The sequence below is a fragment of the Streptomyces sp. ITFR-6 genome, from assembly GCF_031844725.1.
In the GTDB taxonomy this organism is placed as follows: Bacteria; Actinomycetota; Actinomycetes; order Streptomycetales; family Streptomycetaceae; genus Streptomyces.
Window position 1 is genome coordinate 4,139,499 of the sequence record NZ_CP134612.1, and the last position, 17,358, is coordinate 4,156,856.

General features: G+C 70.6%; 16 protein-coding genes, 1 tRNA gene and 1 pseudogene. 10 read left to right on the plus strand and 8 right to left on the minus strand.

Annotated features, from left to right (window positions below; all coding sequences use genetic code 11):
- Window positions 1–10 precede the first annotated feature (10 nt).
- Window positions 11–1,963 (plus strand): vWA domain-containing protein, encoded by a 1,953-nt coding sequence (locus RLT59_RS18710; protein WP_311304458.1) that lies wholly within the window; start codon window positions 11–13, stop codon window positions 1,961–1,963.
- The gene (locus RLT59_RS18715; protein ID WP_399125672.1) at window positions 1,963–3,327 is read left to right on the plus strand and encodes a hypothetical protein; all 1,365 of its coding nucleotides are present in this window, start codon (window positions 1,963–1,965) and stop codon (window positions 3,325–3,327) included. Before RLT59_RS18710 ends, RLT59_RS18715 begins: the two co-directional genes overlap by 1 nt.
- Window positions 3,328–3,370: 43 nt before the next feature.
- Here RLT59_RS18715 and RLT59_RS18720 read toward each other — a convergent pair whose 3' ends face one another.
- Window positions 3,371–4,909 carry a serine/threonine protein kinase gene (locus RLT59_RS18720; RefSeq protein ID WP_311304460.1) on the minus strand — a complete coding sequence of 513 codons (1,539 nt, stop codon included), beginning with the start codon at window positions 4,907–4,909 and terminating at the stop codon, window positions 3,371–3,373.
- Between the two features lie 87 nt (window positions 4,910–4,996).
- Complete coding sequence (locus tag RLT59_RS18725; RefSeq protein WP_024489493.1) at window positions 4,997–5,545, minus strand: helix-turn-helix domain-containing protein; 549 nt, start codon at window positions 5,543–5,545, stop codon at window positions 4,997–4,999.
- 168 nt (window positions 5,546–5,713) lie between these two features.
- On the opposite strand from RLT59_RS18725, the gene RLT59_RS18730 reads away from it, so the two are divergent.
- Window positions 5,714–5,786: transfer RNA gene (locus RLT59_RS18730), tRNA-Ala, on the plus strand.
- 352 nt (window positions 5,787–6,138) lie between these two features.
- On the opposite strand, the gene RLT59_RS18735 is transcribed toward RLT59_RS18730, so the two are convergent.
- Both RLT59_RS18735 and RLT59_RS18745 read right to left on the minus strand, forming a co-directional pair.
- On the minus strand, window positions 6,139–7,092 hold the full coding sequence (locus RLT59_RS18735; RefSeq protein WP_399125674.1) for an ABC-2 membrane transporter-related protein: 954 nt from the start codon (window positions 7,090–7,092) through the stop codon (window positions 6,139–6,141).
- A 213-nt stretch (window positions 7,093–7,305) separates the two neighbouring features.
- A complete protein-coding gene (locus RLT59_RS18745) occupies window positions 7,306–7,740 on the minus strand; it encodes an ATP-binding cassette domain-containing protein (RefSeq protein WP_399125676.1) in 435 nt (144 codons plus the stop codon).
- Window positions 7,741–7,971: 231 nt separating this feature from the next.
- Between RLT59_RS18745 and RLT59_RS18750 the strand changes: the two genes are divergently transcribed.
- Together RLT59_RS18750 and RLT59_RS18755 are read left to right on the plus strand one after the other, a co-directional pair.
- Entirely contained in the window at window positions 7,972–9,234 is a 1,263-nt protein-coding gene (locus RLT59_RS18750) for a sensor histidine kinase (RefSeq protein WP_311307772.1), read from the plus strand.
- On the plus strand, window positions 9,231–9,929 hold the full coding sequence (locus tag RLT59_RS18755; RefSeq protein ID WP_311304461.1) for a response regulator: 699 nt from the start codon (window positions 9,231–9,233) through the stop codon (window positions 9,927–9,929). The genes RLT59_RS18750 and RLT59_RS18755 overlap by 4 nt, the downstream gene beginning before the upstream one ends.
- On the opposite strand, the gene RLT59_RS18760 is transcribed toward RLT59_RS18755, so the two are convergent.
- Both RLT59_RS18760 and RLT59_RS18765 read right to left on the minus strand, forming a co-directional pair.
- Complete coding sequence (locus RLT59_RS18760) at window positions 9,881–10,351, minus strand: (R)-mandelonitrile lyase (protein WP_311304462.1); 471 nt, start codon at window positions 10,349–10,351, stop codon at window positions 9,881–9,883. The genes RLT59_RS18755 and RLT59_RS18760 overlap by 49 nt on opposite strands.
- Window positions 10,352–10,415: 64 nt before the next feature.
- The gene (locus tag RLT59_RS18765; protein WP_311304463.1) at window positions 10,416–11,258 is read right to left on the minus strand and encodes an SDR family oxidoreductase; all 843 of its coding nucleotides are present in this window, start codon (window positions 11,256–11,258) and stop codon (window positions 10,416–10,418) included.
- 224 nt (window positions 11,259–11,482) lie between these two features.
- On the opposite strand from RLT59_RS18765, the pseudogene RLT59_RS18770 reads away from it, so the two are divergent.
- A pseudogene (locus RLT59_RS18770) lies at window positions 11,483–12,351 on the plus strand (helix-turn-helix domain-containing protein).
- A 56-nt stretch (window positions 12,352–12,407) separates the two neighbouring features.
- Here RLT59_RS18770 and RLT59_RS18775 read toward each other — a convergent pair.
- Window positions 12,408–13,142 carry a DUF5324 family protein gene (locus RLT59_RS18775; RefSeq protein ID WP_311304464.1) on the minus strand — a complete coding sequence of 245 codons (735 nt, stop codon included), beginning with the start codon at window positions 13,140–13,142 and terminating at the stop codon, window positions 12,408–12,410.
- Between the two features lie 350 nt (window positions 13,143–13,492).
- On the opposite strand from RLT59_RS18775, the gene RLT59_RS18780 reads away from it, so the two are divergent.
- Both RLT59_RS18780 and RLT59_RS18785 read left to right on the plus strand, forming a co-directional pair.
- The gene (locus tag RLT59_RS18780; protein ID WP_311304465.1) at window positions 13,493–14,020 is read left to right on the plus strand and encodes a peptidylprolyl isomerase; all 528 of its coding nucleotides are present in this window, start codon (window positions 13,493–13,495) and stop codon (window positions 14,018–14,020) included.
- Between the two features lie 159 nt (window positions 14,021–14,179).
- Window positions 14,180–15,079, plus strand: coding sequence for a rhomboid family intramembrane serine protease (locus RLT59_RS18785; RefSeq protein ID WP_311307773.1), 900 nt, complete (start codon window positions 14,180–14,182; stop codon window positions 15,077–15,079).
- A gap of 298 nt (window positions 15,080–15,377) precedes the next feature.
- On the opposite strand, the gene crgA is transcribed toward RLT59_RS18785, so the two are convergent.
- Window positions 15,378–15,632, minus strand: coding sequence for a cell division protein CrgA (gene crgA, locus RLT59_RS18790; RefSeq protein WP_311304466.1), 255 nt, complete (start codon window positions 15,630–15,632; stop codon window positions 15,378–15,380).
- A gap of 142 nt (window positions 15,633–15,774) precedes the next feature.
- On the opposite strand from crgA, the gene RLT59_RS18795 reads away from it, so the two are divergent.
- Together RLT59_RS18795 and RLT59_RS18800 are read left to right on the plus strand one after the other, a co-directional pair.
- Window positions 15,775–16,542 (plus strand): DUF881 domain-containing protein, encoded by a 768-nt coding sequence (locus RLT59_RS18795; protein WP_311304467.1) that lies wholly within the window; start codon window positions 15,775–15,777, stop codon window positions 16,540–16,542.
- Window positions 16,543–16,566: 24 nt separating this feature from the next.
- A complete protein-coding gene (locus tag RLT59_RS18800) occupies window positions 16,567–17,301 on the plus strand; it encodes a class E sortase (RefSeq protein ID WP_311304468.1) in 735 nt (244 codons plus the stop codon).
- The last annotated feature ends 57 nt before the right edge of the window (window positions 17,302–17,358 follow it).

The following is a 17,358-nucleotide window of genomic DNA, read 5'->3' on the forward strand; positions in this document are numbered from 1 at the left end:
GGGGGAACGGATGAGGGCTGGCAGCCACCGCCGCATGGTGCGGGCGGGGACACTGATCGGTGGGGCACTGTTCGCCCTGGTGGCAGGCGCGCTGCCCGCTACGGCGGCGCCCGGGGGGACCGGTGCGGCGGCGAACGCGTCCGGCGGCAGCGGCAGCCTGGTCATGGTGCTCGACTCGTCCGGCTCCATGGGAGACGACGACGGTACGGGCCGGACCAGGATGGAGAGCGCCCGCACGGCCGTCGGCACGGTCGTGGACGCCCTTCCCGACGGCCACCCGACGGGCCTGCGGGTGTACGGCGCCGACCGGCCGCAGGGCTGCACGGACACCCGCCTCGTGCGCCCGGTGCAGAAGCTCGACCGGACCGCGCTGAAGCGGGCGGTAGCGGCCTTACGGCCCAGGGGTGACACCCCCATCGGCCTGTCACTGCAGAAGGCGGCGCGGGATCTGCCGCGGCCCGCGGCCGGCGCCATCGGCACGCGCACGATCCTGCTGATCTCCGACGGCGAGGACAACTGCGGTACGCCGCAGCCCTGCGAGGTCGCCGAGCAGCTCGGCAAGGAGGGCGTCGGGCTGCGGATCGACACCGTCGGCTTCCAGGTGAAGGGCGCGGCCCGCGAACAGCTCGAATGCATCGCCCAGGCGGGCAACGGGCGTTACTACGACGCCCCGGACGCCAAGGCGCTGTCCCGTCAGCTCCAGCGCGCCGCGCAGCTCTCCGCCGACGGGTACCGCTTCCGGGGCGAGCGGGTGACGGGCGCGGCCACGGCGGACCGGGCCCCCGTGCTGGTACCCGGGCAGCACCTGGACACCATCGGGCCGGGCGAGAAGCGGTACTACGCGGTGGATCTGGACGCGGTGTCCACGGCGGACTTCGCGGCTACGGCGGTCCCGCAGCCGGGTGCGGCCGTCGACACGTTCGACGCGCTGAGCACCAGGATCGCCTACGACGAGCACGGCTCCTGCGGGTCGGACACCGCGCGCTTCCTGCAGAAGGAGGGGGCGGCCCCGCTGACATCGGCGGTCGCCCGGATCCGCTCGGAGGAGGGCACCCGCACCTGCGACCGGGCGGGCCGCTACCGGCTGGTGGTGGAGCGGCAGAGCAAGAAGGGCTCCGACGCGGCACGTTGGCCGCTGGAGCTCGTGTACGGGGTCGAGGCGCCGCTGGACAAGGGCGTGACGCCCGCCCAGTCGGAGGCGGAGTACGGCAGGGGCGGCAAGGAGGCCGTGCTGCCGACGGACGATCCCCGCGATGTGCGGGGCGGCACCGGATTCAACGATGCCCGCAAGATCGGCCAGGGCGTCTGGCGCGACCGGATCCTGCCGTCACAGACGCTCTGGTACAAGGTCCCGGCCGGCTGGGGCCAGCAGGTGCGCTACGACGTGGAGTTCGCCAACGAGCCCACGGTGGACCGCACCTCCGGCACCTACTCCTACGGGGCGACCCAGCTCTACACCCCGGCCCGCCACCCCCTCACCGGAGGCGGCGAGTTCCCCTCGACCACGATGTACAACGGGCGGCCCGCGGCGCTTCCGATGGGCGGTGTCCCGGTCTCCTGGACCAACCGCTACGAGAACCGGAGCAATGTCCAGCCGGTGCACGCCAGGGGCGGCTTCTACATCTCGGTGACGCTGGGCGCGCGGGCCGCGGAGATCGCGGAGAACCCGCAGATCGGCCTGGTGCTGCGGGTGTCGGTGCTCGGCGCGGAGCGGACCGGCCCGCAGCACGGAGCGCCCGTGGCGGCCGGATCCGGCGGCAGTACCGACAATGCCACCGGCAACGATGCGGACAAGAAGGGCGAGTCGACCGCGTCCGCAGACAGCGGTGGTGCTGGAGGGGCAGGATGGACCGGCATCGCGGCTGCTGCCGGGGCGGCCGTCATGGCTGTGCTCATCGCCGTGTTCGTATATGTACGCAACCGCCGCGGGGCAGCCGCACGGACGACGAGGGGAAGCGCGTGATGAGGCAGCGCAGCAGGGGCCGGGCGATACTGGCCGCGGTCGCGGCGATGTGCGCGGTGGCGGCGCTGCCGGGGCAGGCGTACGGAGCCGGCGCGGCAGCCGCGTACACCTTCGAGCCGGAGGCGAAGACGGTCAGTGGCGCCGAGGTCAATACCGATGCGAACGAGCTCACGGCCGGTTCGGTCTACCGGAGTTCGATCAAGTTCGGCCAGAAGCTGTACTACCGGCTGAACCTGAAGGCGACGACGAACGCGTACGTCTCGGCCGTCGTCGTGCCCAAGGACGGCGGCAAGGTCGCCTACGGGGACGGCATCTCGATCAGCATCAGGGACAAGTCGGACCTGTCGTGCAGCTCGGAGAGCGCCCGCTTCGGGTCCGCGGAGTACCCGCGCCCGATCGCCGCGTACGCCTACCGCAACGTGGACAAGGACAGCAACAGCTGCCAGGGCGCCGGTGTGTACAACGTCCTGATCGAGCGGACGAGCGAGGACACCTCGGGGCGCGGGGAGTGGGAGCTGGAAATCCGTTACGCCTCCGAGCCGGGGCTCGCGAAGGGCGGGGCGACGCGGACCGAGGCGCCGGAGGACTGGCCGTCCGCGTCACCGGAGCCGCCCGAGGCGGCGAAGGACAACCGCAGGCACGGCGGCAGCAGTTACTACGAAGCGACGAGTCTGGAGACCGGTGAGTGGAAGGACGAGGCCAAGCCCGGCCAGACGCTCTTCTACCGGGTTCCGGTGGACTGGGGCCAGCAGATCTTCGCCACCGCCGCACTCGGCAACAGCACCGTCCCGGACGCGGACGAGTACGTCAGCGGTGCGCTCGCCCTGTCCCTGGACAATCCGGCGCACGGCCACGTCGACAACGCGTCCCCGATGGCCTACTCGGGCAAACCGGCCTCTGTCTCGCTGGACCCGGTGCCGCCGGTGGCGTACGAGAACAGGTTCTCCTCCAACACCAGCGTCAGCGCGATGCGCTTCGCGGGCTGGTACTACCTGTCCGTCACGCTGAGCCCGGAGGTCGCCAAGGCGTACGGTTCCAAGCCGTTCCCGCTGACCCTCACGGTCAAGGTCGAGGGTGAGGCCGGGGACACGCCGTACCAGGGAGACGCGGGGATCTTCGGCGTCTCACAGGGCGACAAGGACATGGCGAGGAGCGGCCAGAGCGGCGCCCAGGCCGCCGAGAGCAAGAGCGGCAACATGAAGCTGCTCGGCGCGGCCGGCATCGGCGCGGGCGCCGTTCTGGTGCTCGGGCTCGGAGCGTGGATGCTGCTCGCACGGCGCGGGCAGGCCGCGACCGCGGCACCGGGCGGGCCGGTCGACGGCGGGCAGCAGAATCCCTACGGAGGCCCGCCGCAGGCCTGGTAGCCGGACGGGGGCCGAAGCCTGTCGGGGTGCCGAAGCCCCTCGGTCAGGCCTGGGTCAGGGCCCAGATCCCCACGGCGAAGCAGATCAGCGCCACCAGCAACACCGGGACCACCACCTTCGTGGACGGTCCCGGACGCTTTTGCCGGGCGGGTGCCGGGATCTGCGAAGCGGTCATGACCTGCGGCGACGGCGACTGCGCGTAGTGCGGCGGTGCCCCGGCCCCGGCAATTCCCGGTCCGGGAACGGGAACCTGCGACGGCTGAGCGGTGTATGGACGAGTGAGAGCTTGTTCGTGCTGCACCGCCGCCGTGGTGACCTGTGAGGGGTTCGGCACGGCGGCGGGGAAGGGGGATGCCGCATGCGCCGGATGCTGCGGGGCGGGGATGCCGGGAGGCACGGCCGGAGTGCCGGGCTGCGCCGGTTGGTGAGCGGCGTGCTGCGGGGCCTGGGGTGCGGAGTCGGGCTGCCGCGGGGGCGGCGGGAGGTGGAAGCTGCCCGTCTCCGACATCGAGGCCGGGGGCTGCGCGTACGACTGCTCCGTGGGCTGCTGCCCCGTGTGCTGTGGGCCTGTGTGCTGTGGGCCTGTGTGCTGTGGGCCTGTGTGCTGCTGGCCTGTCTGCTGTCCTGGTACCAGCGCTGCCTGTCCCTGTCCCTGAGCCTGTCCGGTCGGGGAGTCGGGGCGGCCGGGCTGCTGGGGTGGGGGTACCGGGCCCGTGGGACCGAAGCCGTCGGGCAGCGGGCCGATCTGGTCGAAGACCTCCACCGGCTCGTCGTCCGGGCCGGGCTCGGGCAGCATCTCGACGGCGGCGGTCAGCGCCTTGCGCGCGCCCGTGGCCGTACGGAAGCGGGCCTGCGGGTCCGGCTGCAGCAGCCCCGCGAGCACCTGCCAGAGAGGCTCGGGGATGCCCTGCGGAGCGCTGGGTGTGCCGTGCGCGGCGAAGTGCTCGATGAGCGCCTGCGCGTCGGGCTTCTTCCCCTGGAGCAGATACAGGGCGACGAGGCCGACCGCGAAGAGGTCTGCGGGGAAGTCCGGCTCCGCGCCCATCATCTGCTCGGGAGCGAAGTAACCCGGCGTTCCCACCACGTAGTTGGTCTCGGTGAGGCGCGGCTCACCCTTGCGCATGGAGATGCCGAAGTCGGAGAGCCGCAGGTGCGGCCGGCCGGTGCCGGTGGCCTCCATGAGGATGTTGGCGGGCTTGATGTCCCGGTGCACGACCCCCTCGGCATGCACCGTCGACAGCCCGGACAGCAACTGGTCGAGCAGGGTGCAGACGAACCGAGGGGGGAGCGGGCCGTAGTCACCGATGACGTGGGCCAGCGAACCGCCGGTGATGAGGTCCATGGTGAACAGGACCTTGTCGTCGTCCGCGGCCCAGCTGGCCGGAGCGAGCACATGCGGATGCTCGATCCGCAGGGCCTGTTCGCGGACGAAGCGCAGCAACGTGTGTGCGTCGCTCTGCTGGAGGACCTTGGCCGCCACATAGCGGCGGCGCCGGTGATCCCAGGCACGCCAGACAGCCCCGACCCCACCACGTCCGATCGGATCGATCAGCTCGTACCGACCAGCGAAGACCTCACCCATTGCGCTGCGCTCGCTCCCCGTTCCTGCTCTCGGCCGGCGTATGTGCCCCGTGCCCGGATCCTGCGGCTGTCCGGCCGGTTGCCCGGACTAGCTCTGGTGTCCCTCGTAGTGCGCCACCGCGTCCGCGGTGCGTCCTGCTCCGTACACCTTGAGGAACTCTGCCAGTTCCGGGTGGGTCGGGGCGAGGGAGTCCGCAGCATCGATGATGTCACCGGCCGCCGCGACGGACCGCAGCAGCGACTGGATCTCGCGGACCACACGGCGCACGGTGGGCGCCCCACTGGTCGAAGACGTCTGGCCCGTCCCGGTGAGCACGGAGCCGCCCTGGGACTTCTTGATCTCTTCCATCCGGTCGGTGGCCTCTCCCGCGCTGACACTGCCGTCCGCGACCTGACTGGCCAGCTCCTGGAGCGCCTGGACGCGCTGCACCACTGCCGGGTTGCCGATTTTCGCCCGCTGACCGCTCATGAGCTGGGAGAGCATGGGGGCGGACAGCCCGAGCACCGCCGCCAGCCGGGCCTGGTTCAGGCCCAGATCATCGATCAGTCGACGGAAGAGCGCCCCCAGCGGTTCCCCGTACCAACTGCGCTGAAGTTCCCTGGCTCTCGCTGTCGCCTCTTGCTGTGCCGCGTCCATAGCGTCTCCCCTTCGCTGAGGCTTCGCTGCTGCGAACCCCGACGAGCATCTTACGGAGCGTGGTCGTCGACCGGGAGCCCCAATTTTTGGAGGATTCGGGGGATCAGCGGGTACTCTGGTCTGCGGCGGTGACCACGATGCCGGCACGTCCGGTGGTGCCCGCTATCCGGGGCCTTAGCTCAGTTGGTAGAGCGCTGCCTTTGCAAGGCAGATGTCAGGAGTTCGAATCTCCTAGGCTCCACCTATTCAAGACCCCCCTGACCTGCGGAAACGCGGGCAGGGGGGTCTTTTGGTGCACGGCTGATCTCGCTGGTCACGGGCATCCCGGCCGCTTCGGTGGTGTCGGAGTCGAAGCCGCGTCCCTCACCCGCTACCTGTCGGTGTGCGGGGCTGTCGCGGGGAGTTCCACGGTGATGTGGAGCCCGCCGGCAGGGCGAGGGGCGATGGTCCGGTCGCAGCTGTGCGGGTGGCGTGGGTGATTCGGTCCACGACGCGAGCATGCGGCCGACGACGACCCATCCTCCAGGAGGCCGAATACCAGCAGGACTCGTCTTTCGCGTCCGTACCCGTACCCGTACCCGTACCCGTACTCGTCAGTCCAGTCGGTGGCGAGTCCACCGGGCGCACAGCGCAGCGAGGGCGACGGCGAGGCCGAGGAAGATGCCGGTCTCCGCCCATTGCAGGGTCCAGAAGCTGTCGGCGGCCTGGTAGGTGACGCGTTGCCGGTAGCCGGCATCGGCGAGGGCGTCGACGCAGGCCTTGATCGAGTCGCAGTCGGCGTATGCGGGTGGCAGGGACTGGGCGGGGTGGCCGGTGGCGTCGAGGGTCCGCTCCGCGACGGTCCAGATGTCGGGTCTGCCGATGTCGACGTGGGAGACGGAGTCGAGGAAATAGTTCGCCGCCCGGTCATGGGTGAAGGGGACCGTGACAGTGGTGGAGGGGGCCAGGTGCGCGCGGATCCACAGCGGCATCGGGAGGAGGACCGCGATGTACGTGGCGAGGGTGGCGGCCATGGCCGGGAGCGTGCGGCGGATGAGGACACCGAAGGTGACGCCCAGGACGAACGCGAAGACGGCGTAGCCGAGCGGAACGATGCCTCGGGCGCTGAAGATCGTCGGGTCGATGCGGGGGACGAAGTTGTCGGTGTTGTCGGATCCGCCCGCGGCGACGGCCCGGTCGACGGGGCCGCTCCACCAGGTGACCGCGAGGCTGATCAGACCGCTCGCGGCCGCGGTGGTGAGGCCGGTGAGGCCGATTTTGGTCAGCAGCCAGCGGGTGCGGGTCACGCCCTGGTTCCAGGCGAGGCGGTGGGTGCCGCTCTCCAGTTCGCGGGCGACGAGCGGGGCGCCCCAGAACATGCCGATGAGGGCCGGTACGAGGAGGACGGTCACGCCGCCGACGAAGTAGAGGGCGGTGCCGGTGAGCTGCGAGACGATGCCCCGCCCCGCGGTGGCGTGCAGGCCGGCCAGGTGGGAGGAGAGCAGTACGGTCATCTCCCGCCCGGCGATCGCCTCCGTGACGTCGTCCAGGAACTCGCGGCGGGCCAACGGGTTCAGGGCGGCGACCGGCTCGTCCAGGACGAGGAGTTCGGGGCGTTTGGCCAGTCCCAGCGTGAGGGCGAGCTGGGCGCGCTGCCCGCCGGACAGTCGGCCGGCGCGCTGGTCCGGATCAAGGGCCTCTCGTTTGGATCATGCCGGGCTCGCGGGGTCTGGCACGCACATCTACGGCGTTGTCGTCAATCAACAACGCTCCGCGTTGCCTCAATCCTCCGCCTCGCAGCTGCACGCACCAGGCTCCGCTCCCTGATCCGGCCTGATCCGAACGAGAGGCCCTCGGCCGGTGCGGCGGATCCGGTCGCGGGCCAGCGCGGCGTCCCAGCGGGGGTTGAGCCGGGCGCCGAGCGCGAGGTGGTCCGCGACGGACAGGGCGGCGTAGGCAGGGGTGTCCTGGGCGACGAAGTCCACCTTGGCGAGCTGCGCGGGGCCGGTGGCCGGGCGGCCGCCGCAGACCTCGATGGTGCCCGTGGTCGGGGCGAGCAGGCCGGCGGCGAGGTTCAGCAGGGTTGATTTCCCCGCTCCGTTGGGGCCGACCAGGCCGACGACGCGGCCTGCGAGAACGTCGAGGGTGCAGTCCGAAAGGGCCCACCGCCGTCGGTATCTCTTGCCCGGGCCCTGGGCTCTCAGTACGGCAGTCACGCGTCGTCCTCCAACGTCCTTCGGCGCGGGCCTCGTTGACCCGCACCGCTGGACGCTACGAGTGCGGGGCGGGCGGCCGCGTCCGGCGTTCGGACCCTTTGCGTTCCTCCGGGCGGAGGACGCCGGCCGGGGTCCTCCGCGCGATGTAGACGAGCGAAGTAGGCGAGTGCGCGGGCACGGGCCCGAGGGAGGACGCGGCGGGCGAAGGAGGGCTGTGACAATCGGCGGGTGATGAACGTACCGGCCGCGGACCAGCTGCGGGACGGCCTCGCGGCGCTGCTGCGGCCGACGGGTCCGATACCCCGGCCCACCCGGCGTGACCTGGTCCTGGACGGGGCCCTCGCCCTGTTCGCCGCGGTGGCCGCGGTCAACTCCGGGCTGAGCGTCGGCATGGACCGCACGTACCGGATCGTCGACGGCACGGTGCGGGTGGTCGAGGGTTCCGGCAACTACGCCGGCGCGCTGGCACCGATGCTCCTGTGCTCCCTGCCTCTGGCGCTGCGCCGCCGCTACCCGCTGGCGGTGCTCTGGGCGGTGATCGCCGCAGGGCTGATGGCTCCGGGCAGCGAGGCGCGGATGATCCTCTACACGGCCCTGGTCGCGACGTACTCCGCCGTCATGCACAGCCCGTACCGGATTCCCACCCTGGCGAGCGTCGCCGTCGCGCTGCTCGTCCTGAACGGGGCCAGGACCCCGGACGTACCCACCGTCCAGAACGAGTACGTCGCCCTGCTCATCGTGCTGCCGCTCGCCGTGGTCGCGGACGGCATGCGGCAGTGGCGGACGCGCGCCGGCGCACGCCAGGAACGCATGGCCGCCCTGGAGCGGGAACAGGCCGCGGAGCTGCGCCGCGCCACCGAGCGCGAGCGGGCCCGTATCGCCCGCGACCTGCACGACGTGGTCACCCACAACGTCAGCATGATGGTCATCCAGGCGGGCGCCGCCCGCAAGGTCATGGACGCCGAACCCGGGATGGCCCGCGAGGCGCTCCTGGCCGTGGAGTCCGCCGGCCGCTCCGCGATGGCGGAACTGCGGCACACGATGGGGCTGCTCACCATGAACGCGCGGGACGACCCCGCCGCCCCTGTCGGGGAACTCGCCCCGCAGCCCGGACCGGACCAGCTCGACGCGCTCGTCGGCCGGGTGCGGGAGACGGGTCTGAGCGTCGAGCTGACGGTGACCGGAAACCGCCGTCCGGTCCCGTCCGGCATCGGTCTCGCCGTCTACCGCGTGGTCCAGGAGGCGCTGACCAACACCACCAAGCACGCGCACGGCGCGAGCGCGCGGGTGGCACTCGACTACGGGCCCGAGGCCCTGCGTACCGAGGTCGTGGACACCGGCGGCGCACCGGGACCCGGCGTGGTGCGAGGGGGAGGCCATGGGCTGCTGGGACTGCGGGAGAGAATCGCGGTCTACGGCGGCACCCTCCACGCCGGACCGACCCCCGACGGCGGGTTCCGCCTCGCCGCCGTGATCCCTCTGGAGCCGTCGTGACCAGTCACCCGCCGCGCGTGGTGGTCGTCGACGACCAGGCGCTCGTGCGCACCGGATTCCGCATGATCCTGATGGCCGAGGGCATCGACGTGGTCGCGGAGGCGGCCAACGGCGCCGAGGCCGTGGACGCCGTGCTCCGTACCCGCCCCGATGTCGTCCTCATGGACATCCGGATGCCCGAGCTCGACGGACTGGAGGCCACGCGCCGCATCCTGCGCGACTTCCCGGACGCGGCCGCCGTACCCCGCGTGATCATGCTGACCACCTTCGACCTCGACGAGCTCGTCTACGAGGCGCTGTCGGCCGGCGCCAGCGGGTTCCTGCTCAAGGACGTCACCCCGGAACACCTCGTTGCCGCCGTCCGGCTCGTACGGACCGGCGACGCGCTCCTCGCTCCAGCCATCACCCGCCGCCTCGTCGAACGCCACGCCCGCCGGACACCCGAAGCGGAGCCCGCCGCACCGCATCCCGGCCTGGCCGCCCTGACCCCGCGCGAACTGGACGTACTGCACCTGCTCGCCCAGGGCCTGAGCAACACCGAGCTCGCCGCCCGCCTCCACCTCTCCGAGACCACCGTCAAGACCCACGTCTCCCGCATCCTCGCCAAGCTCCAATTGCGTGACCGGGTCCAGGCCGTGGTCCTCGCCTACGAGACCGGGCTGGTCAGGGCGGGGGGTGAGGGCGGGGCGTGGTGACGGGTGCGCGGCCTGACGCGTGGTCCGCTGTAGTGCTCGGCGGTGACGTGCTCCAGCCACGTGGTCCCCGGCCGGTCGTCACCGGCCGGGGTCCCCTCCCACAGGGCGAGGTGCTCCATGAAGCGGTCCTCGGTGGCACCGTGCCAGTGCTCCTCACCGGGCGGACAGGTCACGGTCTCGCCGGGGTGGGTTTCGAGGACAGTGCCGTCGCGGGTGCCGATCAGGGCGATACCGGCGACGACGTGGAGGGGCTGGCCGACGGCGTGATGGTGCCAGGCGGTGCGGGCTCCGGGGGCGAAGCGGACCATGTTGGCGCGCAGCCGGGAGGGCTCCTGGCCGGCGTGGATGACGTCGAACCAGACGTCGCCGTTGAACCAGGGATCCGGCCCCTTGCCGGTGGGCTGCGGTGTCACGAATTCCATGCGGTGTTCCTCCAGTCGGGTTCCATGCGGTGCTTCTCGGGTGGGACGGCCGGGACGGGGCGGGTCAGGCGGCCTCGTCGTGGGAGAGGCCGGAGCCCAGGGCACGGGAGGCGGCGGCCTGGGCGGTGATCTCCTTGCCCTTGGCCTCTGCGGTGGGGATGGCGTCGTCCCCGGCGACGAATCGCAGCGGCGGCTGCTCCAGGCCGATGACCTCGATCAGGGCGTCGGCGAGCTTGACGGGGTCACCGTCCTGCCGGCCGTTCATCGACTGCCACATCTTCTTGGTCTCGGTGGTGCGCTCGGCGTAGCCGTCGAGGGACAGCTCGGCCCAGCTGGTGGAGGCGTCCACCAGCAGCTCGGTCCGGAAGAAGCCCGGCTCGACGATCGTGGTGCTGATGCCGAACGGTTCGACGTCGTGGCGCAGCGACTCCATCCAGCCTTCGAGGCCGAACTTGGAGGCGGCGTAGGCGACGCAGAACTCCTGGCCGACCAGACCGGCGATCGAGGAGACCGTCATGACGTGTCCCGAGCGCTGGGCGCGCATGACGGGCAGGACGGCGCGGGTGACGTTCATCGGACCGAACAGGTTCGTCTCGATCTGTGCCCGCATCTGGGCGTCGGAGATCTCCTCGAAGTAGCCGGCCTGGAACATGGCGGCGTTGTTGATGAGTACGTCGATCCGGCCGAACCTCGCGGTGGCGGCCTCGACCGCGGCGCGGGCGGCGTCCGGCTCTGCGATGTCCAGGGCGACGGCGAGGAGGCTGTCGTGCTCGCCGCCGAGGGCTTCGAGGACCTTCTGCGGGTTGCGGCCGGTGGCCACGACCCGGTGGCCGGCTTTCAGGGCCCTGCGGGCGATATCGGTGCCCAGGCCGCGTCCGGCACCGGTGAGGATAATGACCTTGCTCATGGGAAGTGCTTCCTTGAAAGGCTCGGGAAGGAGGAGTCACGTACGGCGCAGGGCGCGAAAAAGGGTCGTGCGGTGAAGGAGTCGTACGTGTGCCATCCGGTGACGTCATTCACCTTGGCATCCGTGCGTGAGCCGGAAAAGAGGAGACTTTCCTCCTGTGTAAAAACATCCTGGGACAGGTTCCTCCCCCTCACACGTGGGGTCCTTCCTGCGAGACTGGACGCATGAGTTCACAGCCGCATCTCAACGAGCTGGGCGAGTTCCTCAAATCCCGCCGCGCCGAGCTGACCCCCGCGCCGCGGGGCTGCCCGAGAGCGGACGGCCGCGCAGGGTGAGCGGGCTGCGAAGGGAAGAGGTCGCGCAGCTCGCGGCGATCTCCACCGACTACTACACCCGGTTGGAACAGGGCCGCATGCCGGCTTCGGCACCCGTCCTGAAGGCGGTTGCCGACGCGCTGCAGCTGGACGAGGACCAGCGCCGCTATCTGTTCGGTCTGGCGGGGAAGGAAGCCGTCCGGCCGCGCCGCCGCGCACTGCAGAGGGTCCAGCCGCAATTGCGCAGGGTCCTGGACGACCTCACGTCCACCCCGGCGATCGTCATGGGACGGCGAATGGACGTCATCGCCTGGAATTCGCTGGCAGGGGCACTGGTAACCGAATTCGGCGCCGTTCCGGAAAAGCGCAGAAATCACGTGCACATTCTTTTCACCGATCCGGTGATGCGCACCCTCTAAGCCGACTGGAAAAGCGTTGCCCGCACGGCCGTCGCGCAATTGCGCATGGAGGCGGCGAAGTATCCGGACGATCCCCGGCTGACGGCCCTGGTCGGGGAACTCTCCGTGCGGGACGCGGACTTCCGCCAGTGGTGGGCCGCCCACCATGTCGCCACGCTGAGCGTGGGCACCAAGGTCCTGGACCACCCCGTCGTCGGCGAGCTCAGCCTGGACTGGGACACCCTGACCGCCAGCACCGATCCCGACCAGCGGCTGGTGGTGTGGACGGCGGAGGTCGGCTCGCCCACGCAGGAGCGGCTGCGCATCCTCGCTTCCTGGGCCGCCGAGCAGCACGTGCCCGTCGCGGGCCAGGACGACTGACGGGCGCCGGAGACCTCAAGGCCTCCGGCGCCCGTTCCCCGTGCTGGTGCCGCCGCTCAGGGGCGGTCGTCCAGGTCCGTGCTGTCCACGGCGTCCGGTCCGTCCGGTCCGTTCGCCTCCGCGTCGGCCTGCTTGGCCTGGACGTCGGGGTCGAGGACCGTCGAGCCGCTTCCGTCGACCGAGGTCAGCGGGGCGCGGTCGTCGACCTCGGTGGGGGCGGGCGGCTCGACCAGCCAGTCGGGGTTGGCCTGCTTGTCCCACCAGCGCCAGACGACGTAGGCGCCGCCCGCGAGTACGGAGATCACGGCCAGCCCCTTGAACGTGCGGCCCGCCCTGGCCCGCCGCTCGTGCTTGCGGGTCAGCTTCCTGATCTCCTTCGCCGTGACCTGCCCGCGCAGAGCGGCCAGTGCGGCGGCGCTGCGGGCACCGGCCTCCTGGGCGACCGGCTGGGCCGCGGCCATCGCGTGCTCTACGCGGGGCACGGTGTAGTCCGCCGCGCTCCGGGCCGCCTGACGGGTGCGGACCGCGGCGCGCTGCGCGGCCTCGTCGACCTTGGGGGGCACATGCGTACGGGCGAGTTCGATACGTGGTGCGAGGTGCGCGCCGTACTGGACGCGGGCCTGCTGAGCTGCCTTCGAAACCTTCGGCGCGAGCAGCGTGCGGGCCTCGTGCGCGTAGTGAACGGCCTGTTCCCTGGCCGTGTCGGCGTAGGGGGCCGCCACTTCCGCGGCGTGCTGCACGCTGTCCCTCGCCGAGTCGGTTGCGGCGCGCACGCTGTCGATGCGGGTCACGGGATCCTCCTCCTTGATGGCGGGTTGGTACTCCGCCTGTCCACCCAATTCGAGATCATGCCTACTCGGGGCCTGCGCGGCACGCGGGGCGGGCATCCGGGTTATTCAGGTCATGAGGGACACCCGCGGGCAATGAGGTGCAAGGGGAGCCTGTCGACGACAATGCCACGGTTCGGCCCGGCACGCGCCGTTCGTCACGCACTTGGCCGCATTCGTTTCGCCGGAGGCCGTGGCGGGACGTCCGTGCGGGGGTGCCGGGACGCCCGTGCGGCGGGCGCGGGACGGGCGACGCGGGGTGTGGTCCGTGCGAGGATCGGTGGACGTCAGAGCAGACTTACGGAAGGCAGATCGTGGCCGAGCAGCTTTACGCCACCTTGAAGACCAATCAGGGCGACATCGAGATCCGGCTTCTGCCGAACCACGCGCCCAAGACGGTCAGGAACTTCGTCGAGCTCGCCACCGGTGAGCGCGAGTGGACCCACCCCGCGACCGGGAACAAGTCCCAGGACCGGCTGTACGACGGCACCGTCTTCCACCGCGTCATCAGCGGCTTCATGATCCAGGGCGGCGATCCGCTGGGCAATGGCACGGGCGGTCCCGGGTACGAGTTCGGTGACGAGTTCCACCCCGATCTGGCCTTCACCAAGCCGTACCTGCTGGCCATGGCGAACGCCGGTCCGGGGACCAACGGCTCGCAGTTCTTCGTGACGGTGTCGCCGACCGCCTGGCTGACCGGCAAGCACACCATCTTCGGTGAGGTCGTGGACCCGGCGAGCCAGAAGGTCGTCGACACCATCGCGGCCGCCCCGACCAACACGCGCACCGACCGCCCCGTGCAGGACGTGGTCATCGAGTCGGTCGTCGTCGAGAAGCGCTGACCGCCGACCGCCGAACGTAGCCGGCCGCTCACTCTCTGATCCGTCCGGGAACCAACTGCCCCGCCCGTCCGTACTTGATGACAGAACGGACGTGCGGGGCGGCTCGGTGCGCCCCGCCGTGATGACGAGGACCGAGGGGACCGGGAAGTGATGGGACCGATGGACCAGCAGCCGCCGGGCGAGCAGAACGCGTCCGCTCCCGCGGACGGTCCGGTCACCTGCTACCGCCACCCGGGCCGGGAGGCCGGGGTCCGCTGCACCCGCTGCGACCGCCCGATCTGCCCGGACTGCATGGTCAGCGCCTCGGTCGGCTTCCAGTGCCCGGACTGCGTCCGGCAGGGATCCGGTACGGGGCACAGCCCCGCCGCCAGCCGGCCGCGCACGATCGCCGGCGGCTCGGTCGCGGCGGACCCCCGCCTGATCACCAAGATCCTGCTCGGGATCAACATCGCGGTGTTCGTCGCGGTGCTGGCCAACAGCGCGCTGGTCGACGATCTGGTGCTGCTGGGCCGCGCCAACTTCTACTACGGCGGCCCGCCCGAGGGAATCGCCGAGGGCCAGTGGTACCGGCTGGTGACGTCGATGTTCCTGCACCAGGAGGTGTGGCACATCGCCTTCAACATGCTGGGGCTGTGGTGGCTCGGCGGTCCACTGGAGGCGGCGCTCGGCCGCGCCCGTTTCCTCGCGCTCTACATGCTCTCGGGTCTGGCGGGCAGTGCCCTGACCTACTGGCTCGCCGCGCCGAACCAGCCCTCGCTGGGTGCCTCCGGTGCCATCTTCGGTCTGCTGGGCGCCACCGCGGTGCTCATGCGCCGGCTCAACTACGACATGCGCCCGGTCTTCGCGCTCCTCGCGATCAACCTGATCATCACCTTCAACCCCTGGGGCGGAATCGCCTGGCAGGCGCATGTCGGCGGGCTGGTCGCGGGCACGCTGATCGCGATCGGCATGGTGCACGCCCCGCGCGAGCGGCGCAATCCGGTGCAGTACGGCACCTGCGCCGTGGCCCTGGCCGTGGTGATCCTGATCGTGGTCCTCAGAACAGCCTCACTGACGTAGAAAGTGCGCCGTCAGCTCGATACGGACCGTTTGTGATCGAAGTTGTCCACAGCGTGTGCCTGATCTTGTGCATTCGGTGGGTACAACTGCGCCCCTTGCCGCTGAGCTGGGTTTTTCCAGCAGGGACAAGGGGCGTACCGCCCGAGTGAGGGGCGGCTGCGGTCACACCGGCGTCAACGGCCAAGGAGTTATCCACAGATCGTCTGACCTTTTCCCCCGCCTGTGGATAACGCTGTGGGTAACTCAGGGCAAGGGTTGCGGAACCGGGGTCCGCTGTGGTGCTGCGTGCTCAGCGGGGCTACTTCCACTGGGTGGAGACGCCGAAGCCGCCGGCGATGAAGCCGAAGCCGACGACGATGTTCCAGTTCCTCAGTGCATCGATCGGCAGGTCGCCGTCGGTCACGTAGAAAACGACGATCCAGGCCAGACCGATCAGGAAGAGCGCCAGCATGACCGGCGCCACCCAGCTGCGGTTGGTCAGCTTTATAGCCGTTGCCTGCTTCGCCGGAGGGGGCGTGAAGTCGGCCTTCTTGCGGATACGTGACTTCGGCACGAGGAACTCTCCTGTCGATGCGCTGCGTTACCGCGCAGGGAACTGTTGGCTGACGCCGGGCGTGGTGCGAGGGGGAAATCCTGCCTCCCCCGGGCGTCCGTTAGCGTAGTGCTTCCGTGGCGCCGAAGGAGATAAGGGTACGTTGAGCAATTCTGCCGACTCTCCCCCAGGGCCGGTCCGGCGCTCCCTCCGGAACCCGGTCAGAGTGCTCACCGCTGCCGTTTTCGCCCTGGCCGGTCTGATCTTCGTCACCAGCGCGAACACGGCCAAGGGCACCGACATCCGCACGGACTCCTCGCTGCTGAAGCTCTCCGACCTCATCCAGCAGCGCAGCGCCAAGAACGCGGGCCTGGAGGAATCCGCCGCGGCCGTGCGCGGGGACATCGACGCCCTCGCCCAGCGCGACGACGGCAGCACCAAGGCGGAGGACGCCCGGCTCAGGGCGCTGGAACGGTCGGCCGGCACCACGAAGCTCTCCGGCCGGGCCGTGTCCGTCACCCTCGACGACGCCCCGCCGAACGCCACCGCCAACCCCGGCTACCCCGATCCGCAACCCAACGACCTGGTCATCCACCAGCAGGACCTGCAAGCGGTCGTCAACGCCCTGTGGCAGGGCGGGGCCGGCGGCATCGAGGTCATGGACCAGCGGCTGATCTCCACCAGCGCGGTGCGCTGCGTCGGCAACACCCTGATCCTCCAGGGCCGGGTCTACTCACCGCCGTACAAGATCACGGCCGTGGGTGACCCCGGGAAGCTCAAGCAGGCGCTGAACGCCTCCCCGGCGATCCAGAACTACCTGCTGTACGTGAAGGCGTACGGGCTCGGCTGGAAAGTCGATGAGCGCCAGGCGGTGACTCTTCCCGGCTACTCGGGCACAGTGGATCTCCACTATGCGGAGCCGGTGAAGTAGCGACAGCTGCGGGGAGGCCGACCGGTGTCGGTGCGACTGATCGTCAGGACGTTCAGCGAACTGTGCATCACGATCGGTGCCCTGATCATCCTCTTTGTGGTGTACGTGCTGTTCTGGACCGGAGTGAAGGCCGCCGGTGCGACCGAGGGACAGATCGACGATCTGCAACGCCAGTGGGCCCAGGGGGCGATCTCCGCACCCGCACCCGCCCCGTCGGGACCGGCCGCACCGGACTCACCCTCATCGCCGGACCCGAAGGCCCCGAAGCCCCCGGCCCCGGAGGCGTACCGCGACGGGAAGCCGTTCGCGATGCTCTACATACCGCGCTTCGGGAAGGGCTGGGACTGGCCCATCCTGGAGAACACCGAGGTGAAGACCTTGCAGAAGGGGCTGGGGCACTACCGCGGCACCGCCCGCCCCGGAGCGACCGGCAACTTCGCGGTGGCCGGCCACCGCCGCACGTACGGCGACCCCTTCAAGGACTTCCCGAAGCTGCGCCCGGGGGACCCGGTGCTGGTGACGGACGGGACGACGTGGTTCACGTACCGCATCGACAAGAAGCCCTACCGCACCGTGCCGAGCGATATCGGCGTCATCGACCCCGTCCCGCGCAAGTCCGGCTTCGAGGGGCCCGGCCGCTATCTCACGCTGACCACCTGCGACCCGGAATGGGGCAGCAGCCACCGGCTGATCGCCTGGGCGCACCTGGACGCGGCCCAGCCCGTCACCGACGGAAGGCCCGCGGCTTTCCACAGCTGACCCACGGCCCTGCTTCCGCCCTTTAGTCTGGTCCCGTATCGAATACGGAGGGGTCAG

Bases quoted from the DNA above. Each gene is read 5' to 3' on its own strand.
- RLT59_RS18765 (WP_311304463.1), bottom strand. From the start codon at position 11,258: ATGAGCAAGGTCATTATCCTCACCGGTGCCGGACGCGGCCTGGGCACC.
- RLT59_RS18760 (WP_311304462.1), bottom strand. From the start codon at position 10,351: ATGGAATTCGTGACACCGCAGCCCACCGGCAAGGGGCCGGATCCCTGG.
- RLT59_RS18710 (WP_311304458.1), top strand. From the start codon at position 11: ATGAGGGCTGGCAGCCACCGCCGCATGGTGCGGGCGGGGACACTGATC.
- RLT59_RS18750 (WP_311307772.1), top strand. From the start codon at position 7,972: ATGAACGTACCGGCCGCGGACCAGCTGCGGGACGGCCTCGCGGCGCTG.
- RLT59_RS18715 (WP_399125672.1), top strand. From the start codon at position 1,963: ATGAGGCAGCGCAGCAGGGGCCGGGCGATACTGGCCGCGGTCGCGGCG.
- RLT59_RS18720 (WP_311304460.1), bottom strand. From the start codon at position 4,909: ATGGGTGAGGTCTTCGCTGGTCGGTACGAGCTGATCGATCCGATCGGA.
- RLT59_RS18785 (WP_311307773.1), top strand. From the start codon at position 14,180: ATGGACCAGCAGCCGCCGGGCGAGCAGAACGCGTCCGCTCCCGCGGAC.
- RLT59_RS18725 (WP_024489493.1), bottom strand. From the start codon at position 5,545: ATGGACGCGGCACAGCAAGAGGCGACAGCGAGAGCCAGGGAACTTCAG.